The sequence below is a fragment of the Paraburkholderia sp. GAS199 genome (genome assembly GCF_050436585.1).
GTDB lineage: Bacteria > Pseudomonadota > Gammaproteobacteria > Burkholderiales > Burkholderiaceae > Paraburkholderia.
Map to the genome: position 1 here is coordinate 155,847 of NZ_JBNDMM010000008.1, position 20,772 is coordinate 176,618.

Genomic DNA, 20,772 nt, shown 5'->3' on the forward strand with positions numbered 1-20,772 from the left:
CAATTATCAAATTGACGCTGTAGCCGGACAATGCGTGCCTCGACACCTTGTTCTGGCTGAGACCGTGCGGTCACTCGGCCTTTTTACTGCGAGCGCACCATGCAACTCGACCACGCGACCATCGTTACCGCCGACCTCGACACCGCCCGACGTTTTTTCGTCGACGTGGCGGGTCTGGAAGACGGCGCGCGGCCGCCGTTTTCAGTCGACGGCTACTGGCTCTATGCGAACGGCCGCGCGGTGATTCATCTGATCGACGCGACCGTGCCGGCCCACGTGGGACGCACGGCGCCGCGCATCGACCACATCGCGTTCCGGCTGGAAAGCGCCGCCGAGTGGCAGGCGCTGCTGCAACGCCTGCGCGCCACGCAGACGCCCTATCAGCAGGCCGAAGTGCCGCAGATGGGGCCGCAGGAGGCGCAGATGCAGGTGTTCGTGGCGCTCGCGCCCGGCGTCGTCGTCGAATTCGTGACGGCTGTGCAGCGCGCCGCGCGCGTCTGAACCATCCAATTCAACCGATACGTTCAACCTTGGCACCCCGGAGAATCACCATGCCTCTTCCCCTTCTTGCGCTGGCGATCAGCGCGTTCGCGATCGGCACGACCGAGTTCGTGATCATGGGCTTGCTGCCCGAGGTCGCGCACGATCTGGCCGTGTCGATTCCGTCGGCCGGTCTGCTGGTGAGCGGCTACGCGCTCGGCGTGGCCGTCGGCGCGCCGCTGCTCGCGGTGCTGACCAGCAAGATGCCGCGCAAGCTCGCGCTGCAGTTGCTGATGGGCGTTTTCATCGTCGGCAATACGTTGTGCGCGGTGGCGTCCAGCTATTCCGTGCTGATGGTGGCGCGCGTGGTGACGTCGTTCGCCCATGGTTCGTTCTTCGGCATCGGCGCCGTGGTGGCGGCGTCGCTCGTGCCGGCCGAAAAGCGCGCGAGCGCCATCGCGCTGATGTTCACCGGGCTGACGCTCGCCAACGTGCTGGGCGTGCCGTTCGGTACGTTCATCGGTCAGGAATTCGGCTGGCGCGCGGCGTTCTGGATCGTCAGCGCGTTCGGCGTCGTGTCCTTGCTCGGCGTGACCGCGCTCGTGCCGAATCGTCACGATTCCGGACCGGTCGGGCTCGGCCACGAAGTGCGCGTGCTGAAAGACCCGCAGGTCTGGACCGCGCTCGGCATGACGGTGCTCGGCTTCGGCGGCGTGTTCGTCGTGTTCACCTATATCGCGCCGATCCTCGAACAGGTGAGTGGTTTTTCGCCGCGCGGCGTCACGCTGATTCTGGTGCTGTTCGGCGTCGGCCTGACGATCGGCAACACGGTCGGCGGCAAACTCGCGGACCGCGCGTTGATGCCTTCGCTGATGGGCATTCTGGTGGCGCTCGCCGTGGTGATGGCGATCTTCGCGCGGACCAGCCACTCGCAGGTAGCGGCGGCCATCACGATTTTCGTGTGGGGCATCGCGGCTTTCGCGACGGTGCCGCCGTTGCAGATGCGCGTGGTCGAGAAGGCGGCCAAGGCGCCGAATCTGGCGTCGACGCTGAACATCGGCGCGTTCAACGTGGGCAATGCGGGCGGCGCGTGGCTCGGCGGTCTGGTGATCAATCACGGACACGCGCTCGACACGCTGCCGTGGGTCGCGGCGGCGGTCAGCGTGGCGGCGCTGCTGCTCACGTGGATCGCCGCGCGGATGGATGCGCCGGCGTCGGCCGCGGTGCAGCGCGCCTGATTCCGTTCGAATTGCTGGCGCCGATGTCCGGCGCCGGCAATCGACGCCGAAATTACCGCTCGCGTCCTTATGAAGTTTTCGCACAAGCATTGCCAGAATCGTCCTCCGCAATGCTGATAACAGTGTGAAGATAACTTCGTTGGGCGCGGCGGGACGCGATGCTATCTTGCTTCCACTAACCGTTTGCCCCGCCTTCCGGCGGCGCTCCTGGAGGCAATCATGCATTCCCCGCTTGCGCTGGTCCGCGATCCCGCGGCTGACAACGACGGCGCGTCGCGCGCCGCGGAACCCTTCGACGCGCTCGAACATCTGGTCGGCGTGAATCTCGCCCGCTTGCGCGCCGAACGGCAGTTGTCGCTCGATGCGCTGGCGCGTGCGTCGGGCGTGTCGCGCGCCATGCTGGCGCAGATCGAGTCGGCGCGCAGCGTGCCGTCCATCAAGGTGTTGTGCAAGGTCGCGGCGGCGTTGAAGGTGTCGGTGGCCGCGTTCCTGCGCCGTCACGCGACCAACGGCTTCGAGCATCTGCCGGCCGAGCGCTCGGCACGCCTCGTCAGTGCCAATGGACGCTATTCCGCGCGGCCGCTTTATCCCGATGCCGAGCCGACCGTCGCCGAATTCCATGAATTGCGTATCGCGGCTTTGCACACCGAAACCGGCACGCGTCGCGCGCCGGGCACCACGATCAATCTGGTGGTGAGCGAAGGCACGCTGGAAGTGAGCGTGCACGATCAGCGTCAACTGCTCGCAACCGGCGACGCGATCGTGTTCGACGCCGATCAGCCGCACACGCTGCGCAATCCCGGCGACACCGAGGCGCGGGCTTTTCGCGTCACCTTGAAAGCCGAGACGCCGCCGCGCTGGGACGTACCCGCGCCGCACGACGCCACGCGCACGGCGGCGCCGGTCTGAGCCGACGCCGTATTCTAGTGGATGGCTCGCCCGAGCGCCCGAGTGGGCGAGTCCGTCTAAAGCGTAGGGGTCGCGCTGCAGTTATTGCGCGACTGTTGTATCCTTTGTCGGCCGGTCAGTCCGGCAATCAGTGCGTCTTCAGGGCGGGGTGAAATTCCCCACCGGCGGTATGCCGGCAACGCGAAAGCGTGAGCCGGTGAGCCCGCGAGCGCCCGTGTCTTTCGGTTTTCAGCGTCACGAAAACCGCAGCGGGGTCAGCAGATCTGGTGAGAAGCCAGAGCCGACGGTCAGAGTCCGGATGGAAGAAGATGTGCAGATAGTCATGTTCGTTTCCGTTGCACTGCCTGCGTATCGGGCAGTGAGCGAGCGCCGTTTTATATGGCGGTCGGCGGCGCGTCTTTGTCTGTTTGCAATGCCCTGAAACGTTTCTCGCCCAACTTTTGCGATGAGCGTTTCAACTATGTCCTTTGCTACTTTTCCTGCTCCGTCGGTGATTGCGGATTCCGCCACGCTCGACCTTCCCCTGCTCGCCACCGAGCCCGTTCCGCCGCGTATCGCCGCCGCCCTGCAAGCCATGCGCGATGGCCGCGCCGTCGTTCTGCAAGACGATCATGACCGCGAGAACGAAGCCGATCTGATCGTTTCCGCCGAACGTCTCTCCGTCGAAACTATGGCCTTGCTGATCCGCGAATGTAGCGGCATCGTGTGTCTGTGTCTGCCCGACGAAAAGATTCGCGCGCTCGAATTGCCGCCGATGTCGGTGAACAACGAAAGCCGCCACGGCACCGCGTTCACGGTTTCGATCGAAGCGCGCGACGGCGTGACGACCGGCGTGTCGGCGCTCGATCGCGTGACGACGATTCGCGCCGCGATTTCCGATACCGCCAAACCGGCCGACATCGTGCGCCCCGGTCACGTGTTCCCGCTGCGTGCGCAGCCGGGCGGCGTGCTCGCGCGTCGCGGCCACACCGAAGGTACGGTCGACCTCGCGATTCTGGCCGGTCTGAAGCCGGCCGGCGTGTTGTGCGAACTGATGAACGCCGACGGCACGATGACGCGCGGCGCGGACGTCGAACGCTTCGCGCAGCAACACGATCTGCCGATCCTGACGATCGCCGAACTGGTGGAGTTCCGTCAGGCGCTGGCAACGGCGCGCGAATGCGTGGCCGACGAGGCGTGAGTTTCTGACGCCGCGCCGACGCGCGGCGGCTCGAAAAAAAACGGCTGCGTCTCGCGACGTCAGCCGTTTTTTATTTGCGCCTTATTTGCCGTGAAGCGCGTGCGTTACGACTGCACGTCGCCGAACTCGCCGCGCACACCGGCTTCGACCAGCGCGGGCAACTCGTCCATGTGTTTCATGATGCGCGTCATGCCCATCTTGCGCAGCGCGTCGGCGTAACCGTCCGGAATGTGGCTCGCGCCCACGAAGGCGATTGTCTTCATGCCGGCCGCGCGCGCCGCGTTCAAGCCGGCCACGCTGTCTTCCACCACCACGCAACGCGACGGCTCCACGCCCAGCGTTTGCGCGGCGAACAGATAAACATCCGGGTAGGGCTTGGGACGCGCGACCTGTTCCGCGCTGAAAACGCGCGTGCCGAAAATGTCCTGCAGACCCGCGCGCCGCACCGATGCGTTCACGCGCGTCATGCGGCTGTTCGAGACCACCGCGGCCGGCAACGACACGCGCTGCAACGCTTCACGCACGCCATTGATCGGACTCAGCGAGGCCGCGAGTTCGATCTCGACGTTGTGTTCGATGGTGTCGAGAAAATTGGCGGGCAGGGTGATGTCGAAGGATTTTTCGATGCCTTCGAGAAAGCGCGAGGTCTGCTGGCCGAACGCCGTTTTGACGACGGGCTCGAAGTCGAGGCCCGGAAACGTGGCGCTCAGCGTCTGGAACATCACGCGGTCGGCGATGATTTCGCTGTCGACGAGCACGCCGTCGCAGTCACAGATGAGGTGGTCGATCATGCCTGGAATTAAGCAGCAGGAAGCGGAATGCGGGAGGCGGAAAACGCGCGAGCAGGAAACCTGCAAGCTCGCGCACGGAGATTGAAAGCAACATGATACGTGCTTTGGCCTGGCGTGCGTGGCGTCGCCGGTTTCCTGCCTCGCGCTTTCTTACCGCGCTGGCACTGGCTCAATGTGCATGCAGGGAGAGGAACAGGCCGGATGCAACCGCGCCGCCGAGCAGGGGACCGAAAACCGGAATCCATGCGTAGCGCCAGTCGCTGTCGCGCTTGCCGGGAATCGGCAACAGCGCGTGCATCAGACGCGGCGACAGATCGCGCGCCGGGCTCATGGCGTAACCCGTCGGGCCGCCGAGCGAGATGCCGATGCCGAGCACCAGCAGACCGACCGGCAAGGCGTCGAGCGCGCCCAGTCCGACCTGCGGCGAAGCCAGATAGAGCACGCCGAGGATCAGCACGAACGTCGCGATCATTTCGGTGAGCAGGTTGTGCGGCACGCTGCGGATAGCGGGCGCCGTGCAGAACACGCCGAGCTTCACGTCCGCGTCGCCTTCTTTGGCGAAGTGCTGGCGATACGCGACCCACACGAGCAGCGCGCCGGCCATGCCGCCGAGCATCTGCGCCGCGATATAGCCGGGCACTTTCGACCAGGCGAACTTGCCGGCCAGCGCGAGACTGATGGTCACGACCGGATTCAGATGCGCGCCGCTGAACGACGCGGTGACGTAGACAGCGATGAAAACGGCCATGGCCCAGCCCATCACGATGACGATCAGGTCGGCGCCTTTGCCTTTGGTGCGCGCGAGCAGTACGTTGGCGACCGCGCCATCGCCTAGCAGAACGACGAGTGCTGTGCCGATGAATTCCGCGATATAAGGGGACATCGTTTTGGTATCCGAAGTATTGCGATGAGGGAAGCCGCCGTGAGCGGCTTCCGGATTGTCGAGTCGTGCCGCGCAATGCATGCGCGGCAAAAAGGGGATCAGCGAATCAGAACCGGTCAGGGCGTATCGGCCCAGGCCTTGGCGGCGCGAATGGCGCGCTTCCAGCCGTCGAGGCATTCCTTGACGTCGGCGTGCGGCAGCGCAGGCGTGAAGCGGCGGTCGAGCTTCCACTGGCTTTGCAGTTCGTCGACGTCTTTCCAGTAGCCGACTGCGAGACCCGCCAGATACGCTGCGCCGAGTGCGGTGGTTTCCGACACCTTCGGGCGCACCGCGTCGACGCCGAGAATGTCGGCCTGAAATTGCATGAGCAGATTGTTCGCACAGGCGCCGCCGTCCACGCGCAATTCGCCGATGCGAATGCCGGAGTCGGCTTCCATCGCCTTCAGCACGTCGAGCGACTGGTAGGCGATCGAATCGAGCGCGGCGCGCGCAATGTGCGCCGAACTCGTGCCGCGTGTCACGCCGAACAGCGTGCCACGCGCGCGGGCATTCCAGTGCGGCGCGCCGAGTCCCGCGAACGCCGGCACCAGATACACGCCGTCGCTATGCGAGACGCTGCGTGCGAGCGTTTCGATCTCGGCCGCGTTCTTGATGATGCCGAGTCCGTCGCGCAGCCATTGCACCACAGCGCCGCCGATGAAAATGCTGCCTTCGAGCGCATAGTTGATCTGGTCGCCGATCTGCCAGGCGATCGTGGTGACGAGGTTGTTCTTCGATTCGATCGGCTTGCTGCCGGTATTCATCACGAGGAAGCAGCCCGTGCCGTAGGTGTTTTTCACCATGCCCGACTCGGTGCACATCTGCCCGAAGAGCGCGGCGTGCTGATCGCCGGCGATGCCCGCGAGCGGAATTTTCGAGGCGAACACCGTGGTCTTGGTCGGGCCATACACTTCCGACGAAGCGCGCACTTCCGGCAGCATGTTGCGCGGAATGTCGAGCGCTTCCAGCAGTTCGTCGTCCCACTTGAGCGTGTGGATGTTGAACAGCATGGTGCGCGACGCGTTCGTCACGTCCGTGACGTGCAGGCCGCCCTTGGTGAAATTCCACACCAGCCAGCTATCCACGGTGCCGAACGCCAGACGTCCCTGCTTCGCTTTTTCGCGTGCGCCGTCGACGTTGTCGAGAATCCAGCGGATTTTCGTGGCCGAGAAATACGAGTCGATCGGCAGGCCGGTTTTCCCACGCACTTTTTCTTCGAGACCCTGCTCCTTGAGCTGGTCGCAGAAGTCCGCGGTACGACGATCCTGCCAGACGATCGCGTTGTAGATGGGATGCCCGGTTTCACGGTCCCACACCACGGTGGTTTCGCGCTGGTTGGTAATGCCGATGGCGGCGATCGACGTGCCGTTCATGCCGGCGCGCGTCACGGCCTCGGCGGCGACGCCGGCCTGCGTCGACCAGATTTCCTGCGGGTCGTGCTCGACCCAGCCCGGACGCGGGTAGATCTGCTGGAATTCCTTCTGCGCGGTCGACACGATGTTGCCGAGGCGGTCGAACAGCATCGCGCGGGAACTGGTGGTGCCTTGGTCAAGCGCGAGGATGTACTGATCCTGCATTGTCTCTTCTCCATGCGTTTTATGAATCGCCGGACTGCGGCCGGCGAGGGAAGCGGCTTGTTATTTTGCGCGGCCGGATAGATCGGACGACCCGGCCGCGTGGCCGCGAAAACCGGCTACGCGCTCTGCCGCGCCGGCTCGTGGGCGAACCACGCGTCGATGTCGTGCGTGACCTGATCGAGCGTGCCCGGCTCGACATGCAGCCCGAGTTTCGAGCGCCGCCACAATACGTCCTGCGCGCTGCGTGCCCATTCGACGTCGCGCAGATAGACGAGTTCTGCTTCGTAAAGGCCGGGCGCGAAGGCGCGGCCGAGCTCGGCCAGCGAGCGCGCGTGGCCGATCACGTTGCCGATGCGCGTGCCGTAGGCGCGAGCGAGGCGATGCGCGAGATCGGCCGGCAACCATGGGTACGTCTGTTCGATGCCGGTGAGAAAGCGCGCGAAGTTCGCTTGCGGGATATCGCCGCCGGGCAACGCGGCCGAGGCCGATGCCGTCCATGTCGGTGCGTCGGAATGCAGGGCGCCGACGAGCCGGTCGACGGCTTCTTCCGCGAGTTTGCGGAAGGTGGTGATCTTGCCGCCGAACACGGACAGCAGCGGCGCTTCGCCGGACGGCGCGTCGAGTTCGAGCGAGTAATCGCGCGTGACCGCCGACGGATTGTCCGCGCCTTCTTCTTCGAGCAGCGGACGCACGCCCGAGTAGGTCCAGCGCACGTCCTGCGGCGAAATTTTCTGTTTGAAGTAGCGGTTGATCGAGTCGCACAGATACTGCGTTTCGTCCGCGGTGATCGCGACTTGCGACGGGTCGCCGCGATATTCGATGTCGGTCGTGCCGATCAGCGTGTAATCGTGCTCGTACGGAATCGCGAAGATGATCCGCTTGTCCGGGTTCTGGAAGATGTAGGCGTGGTCGTGTTCGAACAGCCGGCGCGTCACGATATGGCTGCCTTTCACGAGCCGCACGCTGTGCGTCGACGCGCGACCGAGCGCACCGCGCAGCAGTTCGCCGACCCACGGACCGGCCGCGTTCGCAATCGAAGCGGCGCGCACGTCGAGAATCGTGCCGTCGTCGCGCCTGAGTTGCGCGCGCCATTCGCCGCCGGCGCGCACCGCGCTCACCAGCTTCGTGCGCGTGAGAATCTTCGCGCCGCGTTCCTGCGCGTCGAGCGCGTTCAGCACGACCAGACGGGCGTCGTTCACCCAGCCGTCGGAATAGACGAAGCCGCGCTTGATCGAATCGACCAGCGGCGCGCCGGCCGGATGGTCGCGCATGACGATGCCGCGCGAACCGGGCAGCAATTCGCGTTTCGCCAGATGGTCGTAAAGGAACAGGCCGGCGCGGATCAGCCACGCGGGCCGCAGATCGGGCATATGCGGCATCACGAAGCGCAGCGGCCACATGATGTGCGGCGCGGCGCGCAGCAGCGTTTCGCGTTCCTGCAGGGCTTTGCGCACGAGGCCGAATTCGCGGTACTCGAGGTAGCGCAGCCCGCCGTGAATCAGCTTGGTGCTGGCCGACGAGGTGTGCGCGGCCAGGTCGTCCTGTTCGCACAGCAGCACGGACAGGCCGCGGCCCGCGGCGTCGCGCGCAATGCCTGCACCGTTGATCCCGCCGCCCACGACGAGCAAATCGTATCTGGAGCCTTGCGTCACCTGCTGTGTCCCTTACGTGCTGTTCTTTATACCGATTGAAAACCTATCGAACCGATAGTGTTCGTTTTCGAACTTTAATGAACATATTCGAAAAAGTAAAGTTCGCATCCTCGGGACGGACCTCTAACAGTTGGCCAGGGTGGTAGCGCAACGCGCGGCCACGGACGATACTCTCGGCACCAGCCATAACGAGGTGATTCATGCGTGGACTTAGGGTGATCGGCGCCGCGGCGTCTCTCGCAGCGGTGCTTTCAGGATGCGTCAGCTCGCCGAGCCTGAGCGGCACGGCGGGTGCGCCGTCGTTCGTCTCGCTGCAGCAGATGTGCAGTGCGCAAACGGTGGATTACGGCAACGACGCGCAGGGCGTCTACGCCGCGTTGTTCGACGCGTACGTGGCGAACCGCCGGGGTCGTTTGTCGAAGGACGATTTCTGTGCGTTCCAGACCGGTCTCGCGCAGCGCTACACGAGCGCCGGCACGAGCGGCGACGTGCAGAGCCGCAATCAGTGGGTGCAGTTCCTCACCGAACAACGCGCGCGCGCCATCAGCTGGCGCGCAGCGGTCGATCCGACCTTGCGCAACGGTTGACGGCTTGGGAAGCGATGAGCGCGCGTCCGCTGCGGCGGCGCGGCGCGCTCACGATCGACTGGATGGATGCGGCCGGACTGCGGGCGCAAGGCCCGGCGTAGTCCCGGCTGAAGTGAATTCGAAACGGCTGATCAGGAAAAGCGTTTGATGGCCCGAAGTGCGCTGTCGCCTGATTCCGTCACGCTCCATTGTTCGTTGCCCGACGCGAGCCGTTCGAGTTGCACGAGCTGGCGTTCCAGCAAGGCGTCGAGTTCTTCTCGCTCCATGTCGACTTGATTGGGAGCGTCCTTCACGAGCAACAACGTGGCGAATTCATGCGGACTCAGCATCGTTCTCTCCATGTCAAGCAAACGCGGACGGCCTTGACGGCGACTGGCAGAGGCCAGTGAGTCCGCTAGAGGATCAGGCGGGAGGTGCGGCTATCACGACAGATTCACAACACCGGCGCTACGCGTAACGCGGAACGGACGCCGGGGAACTGGAGTGTAGTCAACCGCACGCAAAACACCAAAGCCGCCCCCGCAAATTTTCCCTTTGACAAGCCGGTGGCGGAGAAGCGGTTGGAAGCGGCGGACAAATCCGCGAATTCACTTGAAGATTTGCGTGCGCTGCAGCATGAAGCGGGAGCGACGGCGAGCCGTGTCGCCGTCCGCTTTTCGTTATTCCGCGACGTACACCTGGCAGTTGGCGGCGGCGAGCGTGTCGATCATGTCGGCGGGTGGCGCGGCGTCGGTGAACAGTGCGTCGATCTGGTCGAGATGACCCTGGCGAACCAGCGCCGGGCGGCCGAACTTGGAGTTGTCGGCGGCGAGAAACACCGTGCGAGCGTGCTCGATGATCGCCTCGGCCACGCGTACCTCGCGCGTGTCGAAATCGCGCAGCGTGCCGTCGGTTTCGATGGCCGAGGTGCCGATGATCGCGAAGTCCACCTTGAACTGGCGAATGAAATCGATCGCCAGTTCGCCGACGATCCCCTTGTCCCACGGACGCACGATGCCGCCCGTCACCAGCACCTCGCAATCCGGATAGCCGCTCATCATGCTTGCGACATTCAGATTGTTGGTGATCACGCGTAGACCGCGATGCCGGTTGAGCGCGCGCGCCACTTCTTCCGTAGTGGTGCCGAGATTGATGAAGAGCGACGCCTGATCGGGAATGTGAGTGGCCACTAGCGCCGCGATGCGCCGCTTCTCGTCATGGAACATACGCTGACGCGCGGTGTACGAGACGTTTTCGGAGCTGGTGGGCAGACTCGCGCCGCCATGGTAGCGGCGCAGCAGGTTCATGTCGGCGAGCCAGTTGACGTCGCGGCGGATCGTCTGCGGCGTCACGTCGAAGTGAGCGGCCAGATCGTCCACGGTCACGAAGCCGTCGCGTTGCACCCATTCCAGCAATTCCTGTTGCCGGGCGTTGAGAGTCAGGCGGGGGTCTCGGGTCATGAGTCTCGGGGTCGTGTGTTTTTGTCGGCGCCGGCTTGGGCGCCAATGAGCGGGAGTGAGCTATTGTAAGACCATCGCCCGGCTAATCCGCCAGCACATGCGACTTGCATTGGATGAGTGCCGACTCATTCAGATGACCGGCGCATTTATTCATTTGATAAATGAATTTGTTTTTTGTGCCGGATCGCGCTGCAATCCTGGGTTCTCCGTTTCACCGTTACCTCATGGCTCACGGCGTTGCATCGGCGCCGGGCCGCGCTTTCGAGAGTGTTCGACATGACTGGTTTCAACTGGCAAAACCCCTATCCCACGCCGCGGCTGCCTGTGTTCGCGCGCAACATCGTTTCGACTTCGCACCCGCTCGCCGCGCAAGCCGGCCTGCGCATGCTGTGGAAGGGCGGCAATGCCGTCGACGCGGCGATCGCCGCTGCCGCCGCCATCACCGTGGTCGAACCGGTTTCGTGCGGACTGGGCGGCGACGCCTTCGCGCTGGTGTGGGACGGCAAGAAGTTGCACGGCCTGAACGCGTCGGGCGTCTCGCCGGCTGCGTGGAACGTCGACTACTTCAAGCGCAAGTACGGCGAGGAAAATGGTCTGGCCAAACAGCCCAAGCGCGGCTGGGACGCCGTCACCGTGCCCGGCGTGATCGCGGGCTGGGAAGCCTTGCACCAGAAGTTCGGTTCGTTGCCGTTCGCCGATCTGATGGAACCCGCCATCGAAATCGCCGAGCGCGGTCATGCGGTGGCGAGCATCGTCGCCTATAAATGGGCGGCGGCCGTGCCCGAACTCAAGGACCTGCCGGGCTTCGCGCAAACCTTCATGCCGCGCGGCCGCGCGCCGGAAGTCAGCGAACTGGTGCGTTTCCCCGGTCACGCCAAGACTTTGCGCAAGCTCGCCGAACAAGGTCCGCGTGCGTACTACGAAGGCGAAATCGCCGAGCAGATTGCGGCGTTCTCGCGTGAAGGCGGCGGCGCGCTGACTCTCGACGACCTGCGCAACTACCGCGCGGACTGGGTCGAGCCGATCGGCAAGGAATATCGCGGTCATACGGTGCACGAAATTCCGCCGAACGGACAAGGCATCGCGGCGCTGATCGCGCTCGGCATCCTCGAAAAGTTCGACGTGAAGGAACTGACGGTCGACAACGTGGAGTCGCAGCATTTGCAGATCGAGGCGATGAAGCTGGCCTTCGCCGACGTCTATCGCTACGTGGCCGACCCGCGCTCGATGGACGTCACGCCCGAGCAGATGCTCGACGACGCGTACCTCACGTCGCGCGCCAAACTCATCGATCACAAGCGCGCTACGCAGTTCGACTTCGGCATGCCGAAGGCCGGCGGCACGATCTATATGTCGGTAGCGGACGAGCGCGGCATGATGGTGAGCTTCATCCAGTCGAACTACATGGGCTTCGGCTCGGGCATCGTGGTGCCGGACAGCGGTATCGCCATGCAGAACCGTGGCTGCGGTTTCTCGATGGACCCGAAGTCGCCGAACGTGGTGGAAGGCGGCAAACGGCCGTTCCATACGATCATCCCGTCGTTCCTCACGCAGCAGGTGAACGGCCAGCAGGAAGCGGTGATGAGCTTTGGCGTGATGGGCGGCGACATGCAGCCGCAAGGCCATCTGCAGTCCATCGTGCGCATGCTCGATTACGGTCAGCAGCCGCAGGCCGCCTGCGACGCGCCGCGCTGGAAGGTCAATCGCGACTTCACCATCGACATCGAATCGACGCTCGATCCGAAGACCGCCGAAGCGTTGCAGAAGCTCGGTCACACGATCAAGTCCGTCGACGATCCGTACATGGACTTCGGCTCCGGCCAGTACATCTGGAAGCTCGACCGCAACGATCCGGAGCGCGGCTACGTGGCCGCCAGCGACAGCCGCCGCGACGGCCTGGCCGCCGGCTTCTAGGCGTCACGATTCTATTCAAACGAAACGCGCGACGCCGCTCGGGCGGCGTACGCGCCTCACCGCCGCTGTTTGCCATGCACGAGGCATGGCAAACAGCGGCGGCATTCAGGCAGGGCAGGAGACTTCATGAACACCCGGACGTCGCAATCCGCGACAGCATCCCCTCATTCCACCACCGCGCCGCTTTCCAAAGCGATGGTGCGGCGGATCGTGTTTTCGTCGTCGGTCGGTAACGCGCTCGAGTGGTTCGACTTTCTCGTCTACGGTTACTTCGCGACGATCATCGCGAAACAGTTTTTCCCGATGCAGGACGAGTGGCTTTCCACGCTGCTCGCCATCGCCACCTTCGGCATCTCGTTCCTCATGCGTCCGCTCGGCGCTGTCGTGCTCGGCATCTACGGCGACCGCAAAGGCCGCAAGGCGGCGCTCACGCTCGCCATCGCGCTGATGATGGTGGGCACGTTCACGATGGCCGTGATGCCGCCGTATGCGTCGATCGGTCTGGCGGCGCCCGTGCTGATTCTGCTTGCGCGTCTGGTGCAGGGCTTTGCCGTGGGCGGCGAGTTCGGCAGTGCGACGGCCTTCATGGTCGAGCACAGTGCATCGCGCCGCGGCTATTACGCGAGCTGGCAGTTCGCCAGTCAGGGCCTCGCGGCGATCACGGCAGCGGCATTCGGTTCGCTGCTGACCGCCTGGGTGCCGGCCGAGCAGCTCAACAGCTGGGGCTGGCGTATTCCGTTCGTGTTCGGCTTGCTGGTGGGACCGGTCGGCTATTACATCCGCTCGCACCTCGACGAGACGCCCGAGTTTCTCGCGCTGCGCGAAGCGCGCGCGGCCGCGGCGCCGAGCGTGGAGAAGGACACGGCTGCGTCGTTCGGCAACCAGTGGGTCAATCTGCTGCTGGCGGTGGGCATCGTGGCGCAATCGACGGTGGGCGTCTACGTCTTGCAGCTCTACATGCCGATGTACGCCGTCAAGCAGTTGCACATGCCGGCGGCGGCTTCGTTCGGTGTGGTGGTGCTCAACGGCGGCTTGCAGTTTCTGTTGTCGCCGGTGATGGGTGCGCTGTCGGACCGCATCGGGCGGATTCGCATCATGCTAACCACGTCGATCCTGATGGGCGTGCTGATCTATCCGATGTTCGCCTTGTTGCAGACGCATCCGACCATCGGCTGGCTGTTGTTATTGCAAGGCACGGCCGGAATTTTCAAGGCCGCGTACTCCGGTCCGATGCCCGCGCTGATGTCCGAGATCTTTCCGACGCAGATGCGCTCGACGGGTCTTTCGATCGGTTACAGCATCGGCGTGACGATTTTCGGCGGTTTTGCGCCGACCATCGTCGAGACGTTCATTCATCTAACCGGCGACAAACTCGCGCCGAGCTACTACGTGCTGATCGCTGCCGTGTTGTCGGGGCTCTCGCTTGCCGTCGTGGCGTGGCGCAGGCGCGGCGTGCAGCAGATCGGCGGAGCGCAACCCGCATGACGTACCGCGTGCGCGGCCCCGCAGCGCCACGCCGCCAACCTCGGCATACCTGAAACCGGTCCATGCCGGACACCGAAAGCCAGCTCGACGAGCTGGCTTTTTTTCGTCCGCAAACTTTCCAATTCTTCCGACTGAATGATCCGACTAGCGAGGGGCCGGAACTGCGGCCTGTCGGCATGGTCTGTGCTGAGGCTGTCTGCAAAGTTATAAAACACCCGCTAAGATGCAAGTACACGGGGTTAACTCTAATTCAAGGCGCTGTATCTGACGCGGTGAATCGTCCCGGCGAAGCGGGCGGTTTCGAGTGCGCTCCACGAGTCGATACAGCTTTCGGAGCATAGACACGATGCACACTGAGCTGAACCATGTGATGCCCTGGCGGATCGAGGATATCGACCTCACGCGCATAGACCGGCAGAAGGCCGTCTGTAACGAAGACCTGCTGCTGCTGCTGTGCGCGGCTTCGTTCATCGAGAGCGGCACCGATCTTTATACGAGCAATCTGAGCACCTTCTTCGACGGCGACCCGGAAGTCTCGGCCTGGCTCAACCAGGAGTGGGAGCCGGAAGAGATGCAGCACGGCCGCGCCCTGAAAACCTACATTGCGTACGTCTGGCCTGAATTCGACTGGGACACGGCGTTCCGCAATTTCATGGAAGAGTACTCGCTGACCTGTTCGGTCGAAGACTTCGAGAAAACGCGCGCGCTGGAAATGGTGGCACGCTGCGTGGTGGAAACGGGCACGGCCACGCTGTATCGCGCGATCGGCGAATGCTCGGACGAACCCGTGCTCAAAGAGATCACCGACAACATCCGCACCGACGAAGTCCGTCACTACAAGCACTTTTTCAAGTTCTTCAAGAAGTACAACAAGATCGAAGGCAACGGACGTCTTGCCGTGCTCGGCGCGTTGATGCGTCGCGTGATGGAGATCAAGAACGAAGATTCGGAGATCGCACTGCGCCATGTGTTTGCGATCCGCTATCCGGAACGTGTGCACGATTCGGCGTATAACCGTGAGCGCGCGGCACGCATCAATGCGTTGGTGCGGCGCAATCTGTCTGCGGATATGTGCGTGAAGATGCTGCTCAAGCCGCTCGATCTGCCCGCCCGAATCCAGCCGGGCGTTCACTATCCGCTCGCGAAGATCACGCAGCACGTGTTTTTCCGTTGAAGCGGTAGCACGGCAAGTGCAAAGTAAATGGCCCGCTCGTGCGGGCCATTTGCATTTCAAGGCATGATGGACGTCTACGACTATCTGCTTCCCGTCAGCCTCTAACGACCCGATCTCATGAACGATTCCAACACTTCCACGCGTCTGCTCGATCAGAACGTGTTCGACGAATGGCCCGATGCCGTGCGCGCGTTGTTCGACGGTTCATCGCTGGCGGACAAGATGGGCTTTACGGCATCGCTGCTGAGCGTCGATGCGAACGCGCATGTGCGGACTTCCTTGCTCGGCGTCGGCGAGCTGTATGCGCCCGATTCGCGCGCGTTGTGTATTGCGCTGTGGCCGCAGGCGAGGGCGGCGCGCGCGATCGAACGCAGCGGACGGGCCGCGCTGACGTTTGTCTGCGATGAAACGTTCTATCAGGTGCAGTTGCAGGCGAAGCCGCTGCCGCCTTCCGCAGGCGACGACAGTGGGCTCGTCTATCTGATCTGTTCGATCGATACCGGGGAGTTGCAAAGCGTGCGTTACGCGCGTTTGACGAGCGGGATCACATTCGAGCTGGGAGCGGGCGACGGGGAAAACGGGGGGAAGGCGGTGCTCGATCGATGGGAACGGCAGATCGAGCACCTGAAGCGGGCCGCGGCTGCGGCCGATCGCTAAAGCTAACCTCCGGGATCGGCGGTTAGCCGGCGTGGTGGCTAGCGGCCGCGCTGGCCGCTGCGCGTCGGTTGACCGCCGCGCGGTGCGTCGGTACGCGGCTTGGCGCCGCCCAGCAACGCGCCGGGATTGCCGCCTTGCGGCCGGTTGCCTTGCGGTTTGCGCGGTGCGTGCTGCGCGCCGCTGCCTTCGTGCGCGACTGCGCGCGGTTTGTCATCGTGACGCTGACCGTCGCGGCGTGCCTGACCGCCATTGCCATTGCCATTGCCGGCCGGCTTCGCGCCTTGCGGCTTCGGCTGACCGTTCGAGGGACGCTGTCCACCGGCGCGCGGCTGGGACGGCTTCGCAGCGGAAGCACCATCGCGCTTCGGGCCGCCCTGGCTCTTTCCCTGGCCCTGACCTTGACCTTGACGCGGCGAACGGCCGCCACCACCACCGCCGCCCTGACCGCGACGCAGAATCGGCTCGGGCTTGGCGGTCGGGTCCGGCTCGAAACCGGCGATCACTTCCTGCGGCACCGGACGCTTGATCAGCTTCTCGATGTCCTTCAGCAACTGCAGTTCGTCGACGCAGACGAGCGAAATCGCCTCGCCCGTCGCACCGGCGCGACCCGTGCGGCCGATACGGTGAACGTAGTCTTCCGGCACGTTCGGCAGGTCGTAGTTGACCACATGCGGCAACTGGTCGATGTCGATGCCGCGCGCGGCGATGTCGGTTGCGACCAGCACCTGCAAGGTGCCGTCCTTGAATTCGGCGAGCGCGCGGGTGCGGGCCGACTGGCTCTTGTTGCCGTGAATGGCCAGCGCGCTGATGCCGTCCTTGCTCAACTGTTCGGCGAGACGATTCGCGCCGTGCTTGGTGCGCGTGAACACCAGCACCTGAAACCAGTTGTGCTGCTTGATCAGGTGCGTCAGCAGTTCGCGCTTCTTGTCGCGGTCGACCGGGTGAATCTTTTGCGCAACCGTTTCCGCCGTGGTGTTACGGCGTGCCACTTCGATCAGCGCCGGCGAGTCGAGCAGGTTGTCGGCGAGGGTCTTGATCTCGTCCGAGAACGTGGCCGAGAACAGCAGGTTCTGGCGCTTCGGCGGCAGCTTGGCCAGCACGCGCTTGATGTCGTGGATGAAGCCCATGTCGAGCATCCGGTCGGCTTCGTCGAGCACGAGGATCTCGAGATGCGACAGGTCGATGGTCTTCTGCTGCATGTGGTCGAGCAGACGGCCCGGCGTTGCGACGACGATGTCCACGCCGCTGCGCAATGCGCCGATCTGCGGATTGATGCCGACGCCGCCGAACATCACGGTCGACTTCAGCTTCAGGTACTTGCCGTAAGCGCGCACGCTTTCTTCGACCTGTGCGGCCAGCTCGCGCGTCGGCGTGAGAATCAGCGCGCGGACGGCGCGCTTGCCCGACGCCGTGGCGACGGCCGGCATGCTGTTCAGACGCTGCAGGATCGGCAGCGTGAAGCCGGCGGTCTTGCCCGTGCCGGTCTGCGCGCCGGCCAGCAGGTCGCCGCCGTTGAGTACGGCGGGAATCGCTTGCGTCTGGATCGGAGTCGGAGTGGTGTAGCCGAGTTCGTGTACAGCGCGGACCAACGGTTCGGACAAGCCGAGGGAATCAAAAGACATAAATGCTCTTTGCAATGCAGTTTCGCGAACGTCACACAGGGGACTGATCCAGCCCGGGCGGGCTAAAACAGGCACAAGCACGGCATGAACACGCCCGCATGGCGCGTTCGAGGCCGAAGCCCGGTTCCGGTCGCAGAGAAATCGGCGGCACGCGGGAATGCGTGCCGAATGCTTCAACGCGCTATGCAGACACGTTGACTGGCCTTAAGTTGCATTTCGCCGCCGTGGGATGTCACGCGACATAGCGCGCAACACTGACGAATTGACACAGACTGCCCGCCAGTACGAACAGGTGCCAGATACCATGTCCGTGCCGGATGCGCTCGTCGTTGATAAAGAAGTAGATGCCGGCGCTGTAGATGATCCCGCCGGCCACGAGCCAGGCGGTTCCCGCTGCTGGTAAAGCTTGCACCAGCGGGCGGACGGCAACGAGCGCGAGCCATCCCATCAATACGTACAACACCATCGAAACGCTGCGGGTGCGCCGCCCCAGCGTCAGTTCCTGCACGATGCCGAGTACAGCAAGCCCCCAGCTTACGCCGAAAAGCGACCAGCCCCACGGTCCGCGCAACGTAACAAGTGTGAACGGAGTGTAACTGCCGGCGATCAGCAGATAGATGGCTGAATGGTCGCACTTCTGCAGAACGGCCTTCAGGCGAGGGCTGCGCACGCTGTGGTAAAGCGTCGAGATAGCATACAGCACGATCAGCATCGCACCGTACACGCTGAAGCTGACCACTTTGTACGCGTCGCCGTCGAGTGCGCCCATGGTGACGAGCGTTGCAAGACCCGCCACCGACAGTACGGCTCCGACGAGGTGGGTAATGCTGTTGAAACGCTCACCGACATGCACGGCTCTTTCCTCCTGCGCGGTTTCATAAGGGTTTAGCCCTACATGATACCGGTCCTGAAAAAACGAAGGGCGCGGCCGCGCTGTGTCGCGGCCGCGCCCTGGTGCATCTTGCGCTGCTTAGTCGAGCGGCGCGGAACGCAGATCGGACACTTGCTGCGGCGAAACAGCCGTACCGTGGTTGCCCCACGACATCCGGATGTACGTGACAACCGCTGCCACTTCCGTGTTCGACAGCGCCTGAGCAAACGGCGGCATGCCGTACGGATGCGGATTGCCATCCGTGCTCGGCGGATAACCGCCGTTCAGCACCATACGGATCGGATTGACCGCCGACGGCATCTGGATCGACTGGTTGTTCGCGAGCGGCGGGAAGGCCGGCGGCATACCGAGACCGTTTTCCGCGTGGCACTTCGCACAGTTGTCAGCGTAGATCTTCTGACCTTGCTTCAACAGTTCGCCGCCGAACTTTTCGGAGGTTTCCAGTTGCAGCGATTCCGGCGCTTCGCTCTTTTGCGGGATAGTCTTGAGGTACGTGGCCATGGCATTGATGTCGGCATCCGACATGTATTGCAGGCTGTTGTGGACCACCTCGGCCATCGGACCGAACACCGCGCCGCGGTTCGACACGCCGTTCTTCAGCAGATCGGCGATGTCTTTGGTTTCCCAGTCGCCGAGGCCGGCTTCCTTGTTCGACGTGAGCGAAGGCGCATACCAGTTCTGCAGCGGGATCAGGCCGCCGGCGAATGCCGCCGAGCTAACCGGACCGCCCATGGCGTTGATCGACGTGTGGCACATGCCGCAGTGGCCGAGGCCTTCGATCAGGTAGGCGCCGCGATTCCATTCCACCGACTTGGTCGGATCGGCCTTGTACTCGCCTTCACGGAAGAACAGCGTACGCCAGCCGATCAGCATGTTGCGCTGGTTGAACGGGAATTTGAGTTCGTGCGGACGGCTCGCCACATTGACCGGCGTGACCGAGCGCAGATACGCGTAGATCGCGTCCGAGTCGGCGCGCGTGACCTTCGTGTAGCTCGTGAACGGGAAGCCCGGATACAGCAGGCTGCCGTCTTTCGAGCGGCCCGTGTGCATGGCGCGATAGAAGTCGTCCTGCGTCCACTTGCCGATACCGTACTGGTCGTCCGGCGTGATATTCGGCGTGAACATCGTGCCGAACGGCGTGGCCATCGGCAGGCCGCCGGCGAACTGCTTGCCGCCGCGCACCGTGTGGCAGGCGATACAGTCGCCGGCGCGGGCGAGGTACTCGCCCTTCTTGATCAGCGCGGCCTGGTCGGCGGGCGTTGCCGCCATGGCCGAACCGTTGTGCAGGTTGTCGCCGCCCGACCACAGGACGGGAACGAGTGCGGCTGCCGCAACGACGACGACTGCCGAGAGGGCGAACAAAGACTTGCGTTTCATTTGAGTGTCTCTCCCGGTGCCTTATTGCGGTTCGCTGCCGCAGGCAAGCGGAGTCTTCATCGAGCGGGCCGGAGCCGGCACAGGATTTTGCGGCGCCTGTTGCGTGGAAAGCCACGAAGCGACGGCATTGACGTCGTCGTCGGTCAGACGGGTGGCGATGGTGTGCATGCAGTCAGGCGCGATGGCGTGACGCGAACCCGAACGCCAGGCGCCGAGCTGCGCGCTGATGTAGTCGGAGTGCAGACCCACCAGACCCGGAATGGCCGGTTCCATACCCGTCAGGCCCTTGCCGTGACAGGCCGCGCAAGCCGGAATCTGCTTGGATGCGTCGCCGTTCAGCACGATCTGCTGACCGCGCGCCAGCGTGCTCGACGACACCGTCGGCTTGGCCGGCGGCGGATAGGGCGGGCGTTGCTGGGAGAAATAAGTGGCGATCTGATGAAGGTAGTCGTCGGAGAGATACGTGACGAGGTAGTTCATGGGCGGGTACTTGCGGCGCCCTTCGCGGAAATTCTGGAGCTGGTTGTACAGGTAGTCGGCCGGCTTGCCCGCGAGGCGCGGGAAGTAGTCGTTGTCGGTACCTTGGCCCTTGGAGCCGTGACAGGCCGTACAGCCCTGCACGCGCGCTTCCATCGTGTCAGGAGCCTTCGGTTGAGTCTGCGCTTTCGCAGCGCTATAGACACCCGCGGAGCCGATCAGCAGAAGAGCGAGCAACGGGCGGAAAATGCGTCTTGAAGACACGCGTAACTCCATCAATATCGGGGACCTGACCGAGCTTCGAGCGGCTCGATGTGGAGGGCAGCCGGCGCTGCGACGACGCGGAATTCTATCATCAAGGGGTGATGGTGACTATTTGACACAGGGTGGATGGTTCCA

19 protein-coding genes and 1 riboswitch are annotated in these 20,772 nt (G+C 63.8%); of the genes, 9 read left to right on the forward strand and 10 right to left on the reverse strand.

Translation table 11 applies throughout. The features are described from left to right. Window positions 1-99 precede the first annotated feature (99 nt). The 4 genes from P3T18_RS27585 to ribB all read left to right on the forward strand — a co-directional run bounded on the left by P3T18_RS27585 (window position 100) and on the right by ribB (window position 3,807). On the forward strand, window positions 100-501 hold the full coding sequence (locus tag P3T18_RS27585; RefSeq protein WP_429303129.1) for a VOC family protein: 402 nt from the start codon (window positions 100-102) through the stop codon (window positions 499-501). Window positions 502-551: 50 nt separating this feature from the next. After that, the gene (locus P3T18_RS27590; protein WP_429303130.1) at window positions 552-1,718 is read left to right on the forward strand and encodes an MFS transporter; all 1,167 of its coding nucleotides are present in this window, start codon (window positions 552-554) and stop codon (window positions 1,716-1,718) included. Window positions 1,719-1,937: 219 nt separating this feature from the next. After that, entirely contained in the window at window positions 1,938-2,627 is a 690-nt protein-coding gene (locus P3T18_RS27595; protein WP_429303131.1) for a helix-turn-helix domain-containing protein, read from the forward strand. 130 nt (window positions 2,628-2,757) lie between these two features. Next, window positions 2,758-2,941, forward strand: a riboswitch (FMN riboswitch). A 146-nt stretch (window positions 2,942-3,087) separates the two neighbouring features. Next, window positions 3,088-3,807 carry a 3,4-dihydroxy-2-butanone-4-phosphate synthase gene (ribB, locus tag P3T18_RS27600; RefSeq protein WP_429303132.1) on the forward strand — a complete coding sequence of 240 codons (720 nt, stop codon included), beginning with the start codon at window positions 3,088-3,090 and terminating at the stop codon, window positions 3,805-3,807. Between the two features lie 104 nt (window positions 3,808-3,911). Here ribB and P3T18_RS27605 read toward each other — a convergent pair whose 3' ends face one another. The 4 genes from P3T18_RS27605 to glpD all read right to left on the reverse strand — a co-directional run bounded on the left by P3T18_RS27605 (window position 3,912) and on the right by glpD (window position 8,749). Continuing rightward, window positions 3,912-4,598: an HAD family hydrolase gene (locus P3T18_RS27605; protein WP_429303133.1), complete on the reverse strand. Its 687-nt coding sequence runs from the start codon at window positions 4,596-4,598 to the stop codon at window positions 3,912-3,914. 169 nt (window positions 4,599-4,767) lie between these two features. Next, the gene (locus tag P3T18_RS27610) at window positions 4,768-5,481 is read right to left on the reverse strand and encodes an MIP/aquaporin family protein (protein WP_429303134.1); all 714 of its coding nucleotides are present in this window, start codon (window positions 5,479-5,481) and stop codon (window positions 4,768-4,770) included. A gap of 116 nt (window positions 5,482-5,597) precedes the next feature. Continuing rightward, window positions 5,598-7,097: a glycerol kinase GlpK gene (gene glpK, locus P3T18_RS27615; protein WP_429303135.1), complete on the reverse strand. Its 1,500-nt coding sequence runs from the start codon at window positions 7,095-7,097 to the stop codon at window positions 5,598-5,600. A gap of 116 nt (window positions 7,098-7,213) precedes the next feature. Further along, window positions 7,214-8,749, reverse strand: a complete 1,536-nt coding sequence (glpD, locus tag P3T18_RS27620) for a glycerol-3-phosphate dehydrogenase (RefSeq protein ID WP_429303136.1) — start codon at window positions 8,747-8,749, stop codon at window positions 7,214-7,216. Between the two features lie 200 nt (window positions 8,750-8,949). Here glpD and P3T18_RS27625 point away from each other — a divergent pair, with 200 nt between their 5' ends. Further along, window positions 8,950-9,336 carry a hypothetical protein gene (locus P3T18_RS27625; RefSeq protein WP_429303137.1) on the forward strand — a complete coding sequence of 129 codons (387 nt, stop codon included), beginning with the start codon at window positions 8,950-8,952 and terminating at the stop codon, window positions 9,334-9,336. Between the two features lie 131 nt (window positions 9,337-9,467). On the opposite strand, the gene P3T18_RS27630 is transcribed toward P3T18_RS27625, so the two are convergent. Next, entirely contained in the window at window positions 9,468-9,665 is a 198-nt protein-coding gene (locus P3T18_RS27630) for a hypothetical protein (RefSeq protein WP_429303138.1), read from the reverse strand. Window positions 9,666-9,995: 330 nt separating this feature from the next. Continuing rightward, a complete protein-coding gene (locus P3T18_RS27635) occupies window positions 9,996-10,775 on the reverse strand; it encodes a DeoR/GlpR family DNA-binding transcription regulator (RefSeq protein ID WP_429303139.1) in 780 nt (259 codons plus the stop codon). Between the two features lie 276 nt (window positions 10,776-11,051). Here P3T18_RS27635 and P3T18_RS27640 point away from each other — a divergent pair, with 276 nt between their 5' ends. From P3T18_RS27640 to P3T18_RS27655, 4 genes are all read left to right on the forward strand, one after another. Next, window positions 11,052-12,689, forward strand: a complete 1,638-nt coding sequence (locus P3T18_RS27640; RefSeq protein WP_429303140.1) for a gamma-glutamyltransferase family protein — start codon at window positions 11,052-11,054, stop codon at window positions 12,687-12,689. A 126-nt stretch (window positions 12,690-12,815) separates the two neighbouring features. Beyond that, on the forward strand, window positions 12,816-14,174 hold the full coding sequence (locus P3T18_RS27645) for an MFS transporter (protein WP_429303141.1): 1,359 nt from the start codon (window positions 12,816-12,818) through the stop codon (window positions 14,172-14,174). A 346-nt stretch (window positions 14,175-14,520) separates the two neighbouring features. Further along, complete coding sequence (locus tag P3T18_RS27650) at window positions 14,521-15,348, forward strand: ferritin-like domain-containing protein (RefSeq protein ID WP_429303142.1); 828 nt, start codon at window positions 14,521-14,523, stop codon at window positions 15,346-15,348. 117 nt (window positions 15,349-15,465) lie between these two features. Continuing rightward, window positions 15,466-16,005, forward strand: a complete 540-nt coding sequence (locus P3T18_RS27655; RefSeq protein ID WP_429303143.1) for a hypothetical protein — start codon at window positions 15,466-15,468, stop codon at window positions 16,003-16,005. A gap of 38 nt (window positions 16,006-16,043) precedes the next feature. Here the strand turns inward: P3T18_RS27655 and P3T18_RS27660 are convergent, their stop codons facing one another. From P3T18_RS27660 to P3T18_RS27675, 4 genes are all read right to left on the reverse strand, one after another. Then, window positions 16,044-17,627 (reverse strand): DEAD/DEAH box helicase, encoded by a 1,584-nt coding sequence (locus P3T18_RS27660; protein WP_429303144.1) that lies wholly within the window; start codon window positions 17,625-17,627, stop codon window positions 16,044-16,046. A 232-nt stretch (window positions 17,628-17,859) separates the two neighbouring features. Next, window positions 17,860-18,480 (reverse strand): PAQR family membrane homeostasis protein TrhA, encoded by a 621-nt coding sequence (gene trhA / locus P3T18_RS27665; protein WP_429303145.1) that lies wholly within the window; start codon window positions 18,478-18,480, stop codon window positions 17,860-17,862. Between the two features lie 117 nt (window positions 18,481-18,597). Further along, window positions 18,598-19,896 carry a c-type cytochrome gene (locus P3T18_RS27670; protein ID WP_429303146.1) on the reverse strand — a complete coding sequence of 433 codons (1,299 nt, stop codon included), beginning with the start codon at window positions 19,894-19,896 and terminating at the stop codon, window positions 18,598-18,600. 21 nt (window positions 19,897-19,917) lie between these two features. Then, window positions 19,918-20,649: a c-type cytochrome gene (locus P3T18_RS27675; protein WP_429303147.1), complete on the reverse strand. Its 732-nt coding sequence runs from the start codon at window positions 20,647-20,649 to the stop codon at window positions 19,918-19,920. Window positions 20,650-20,772: the final 123 nt, after the last annotated feature.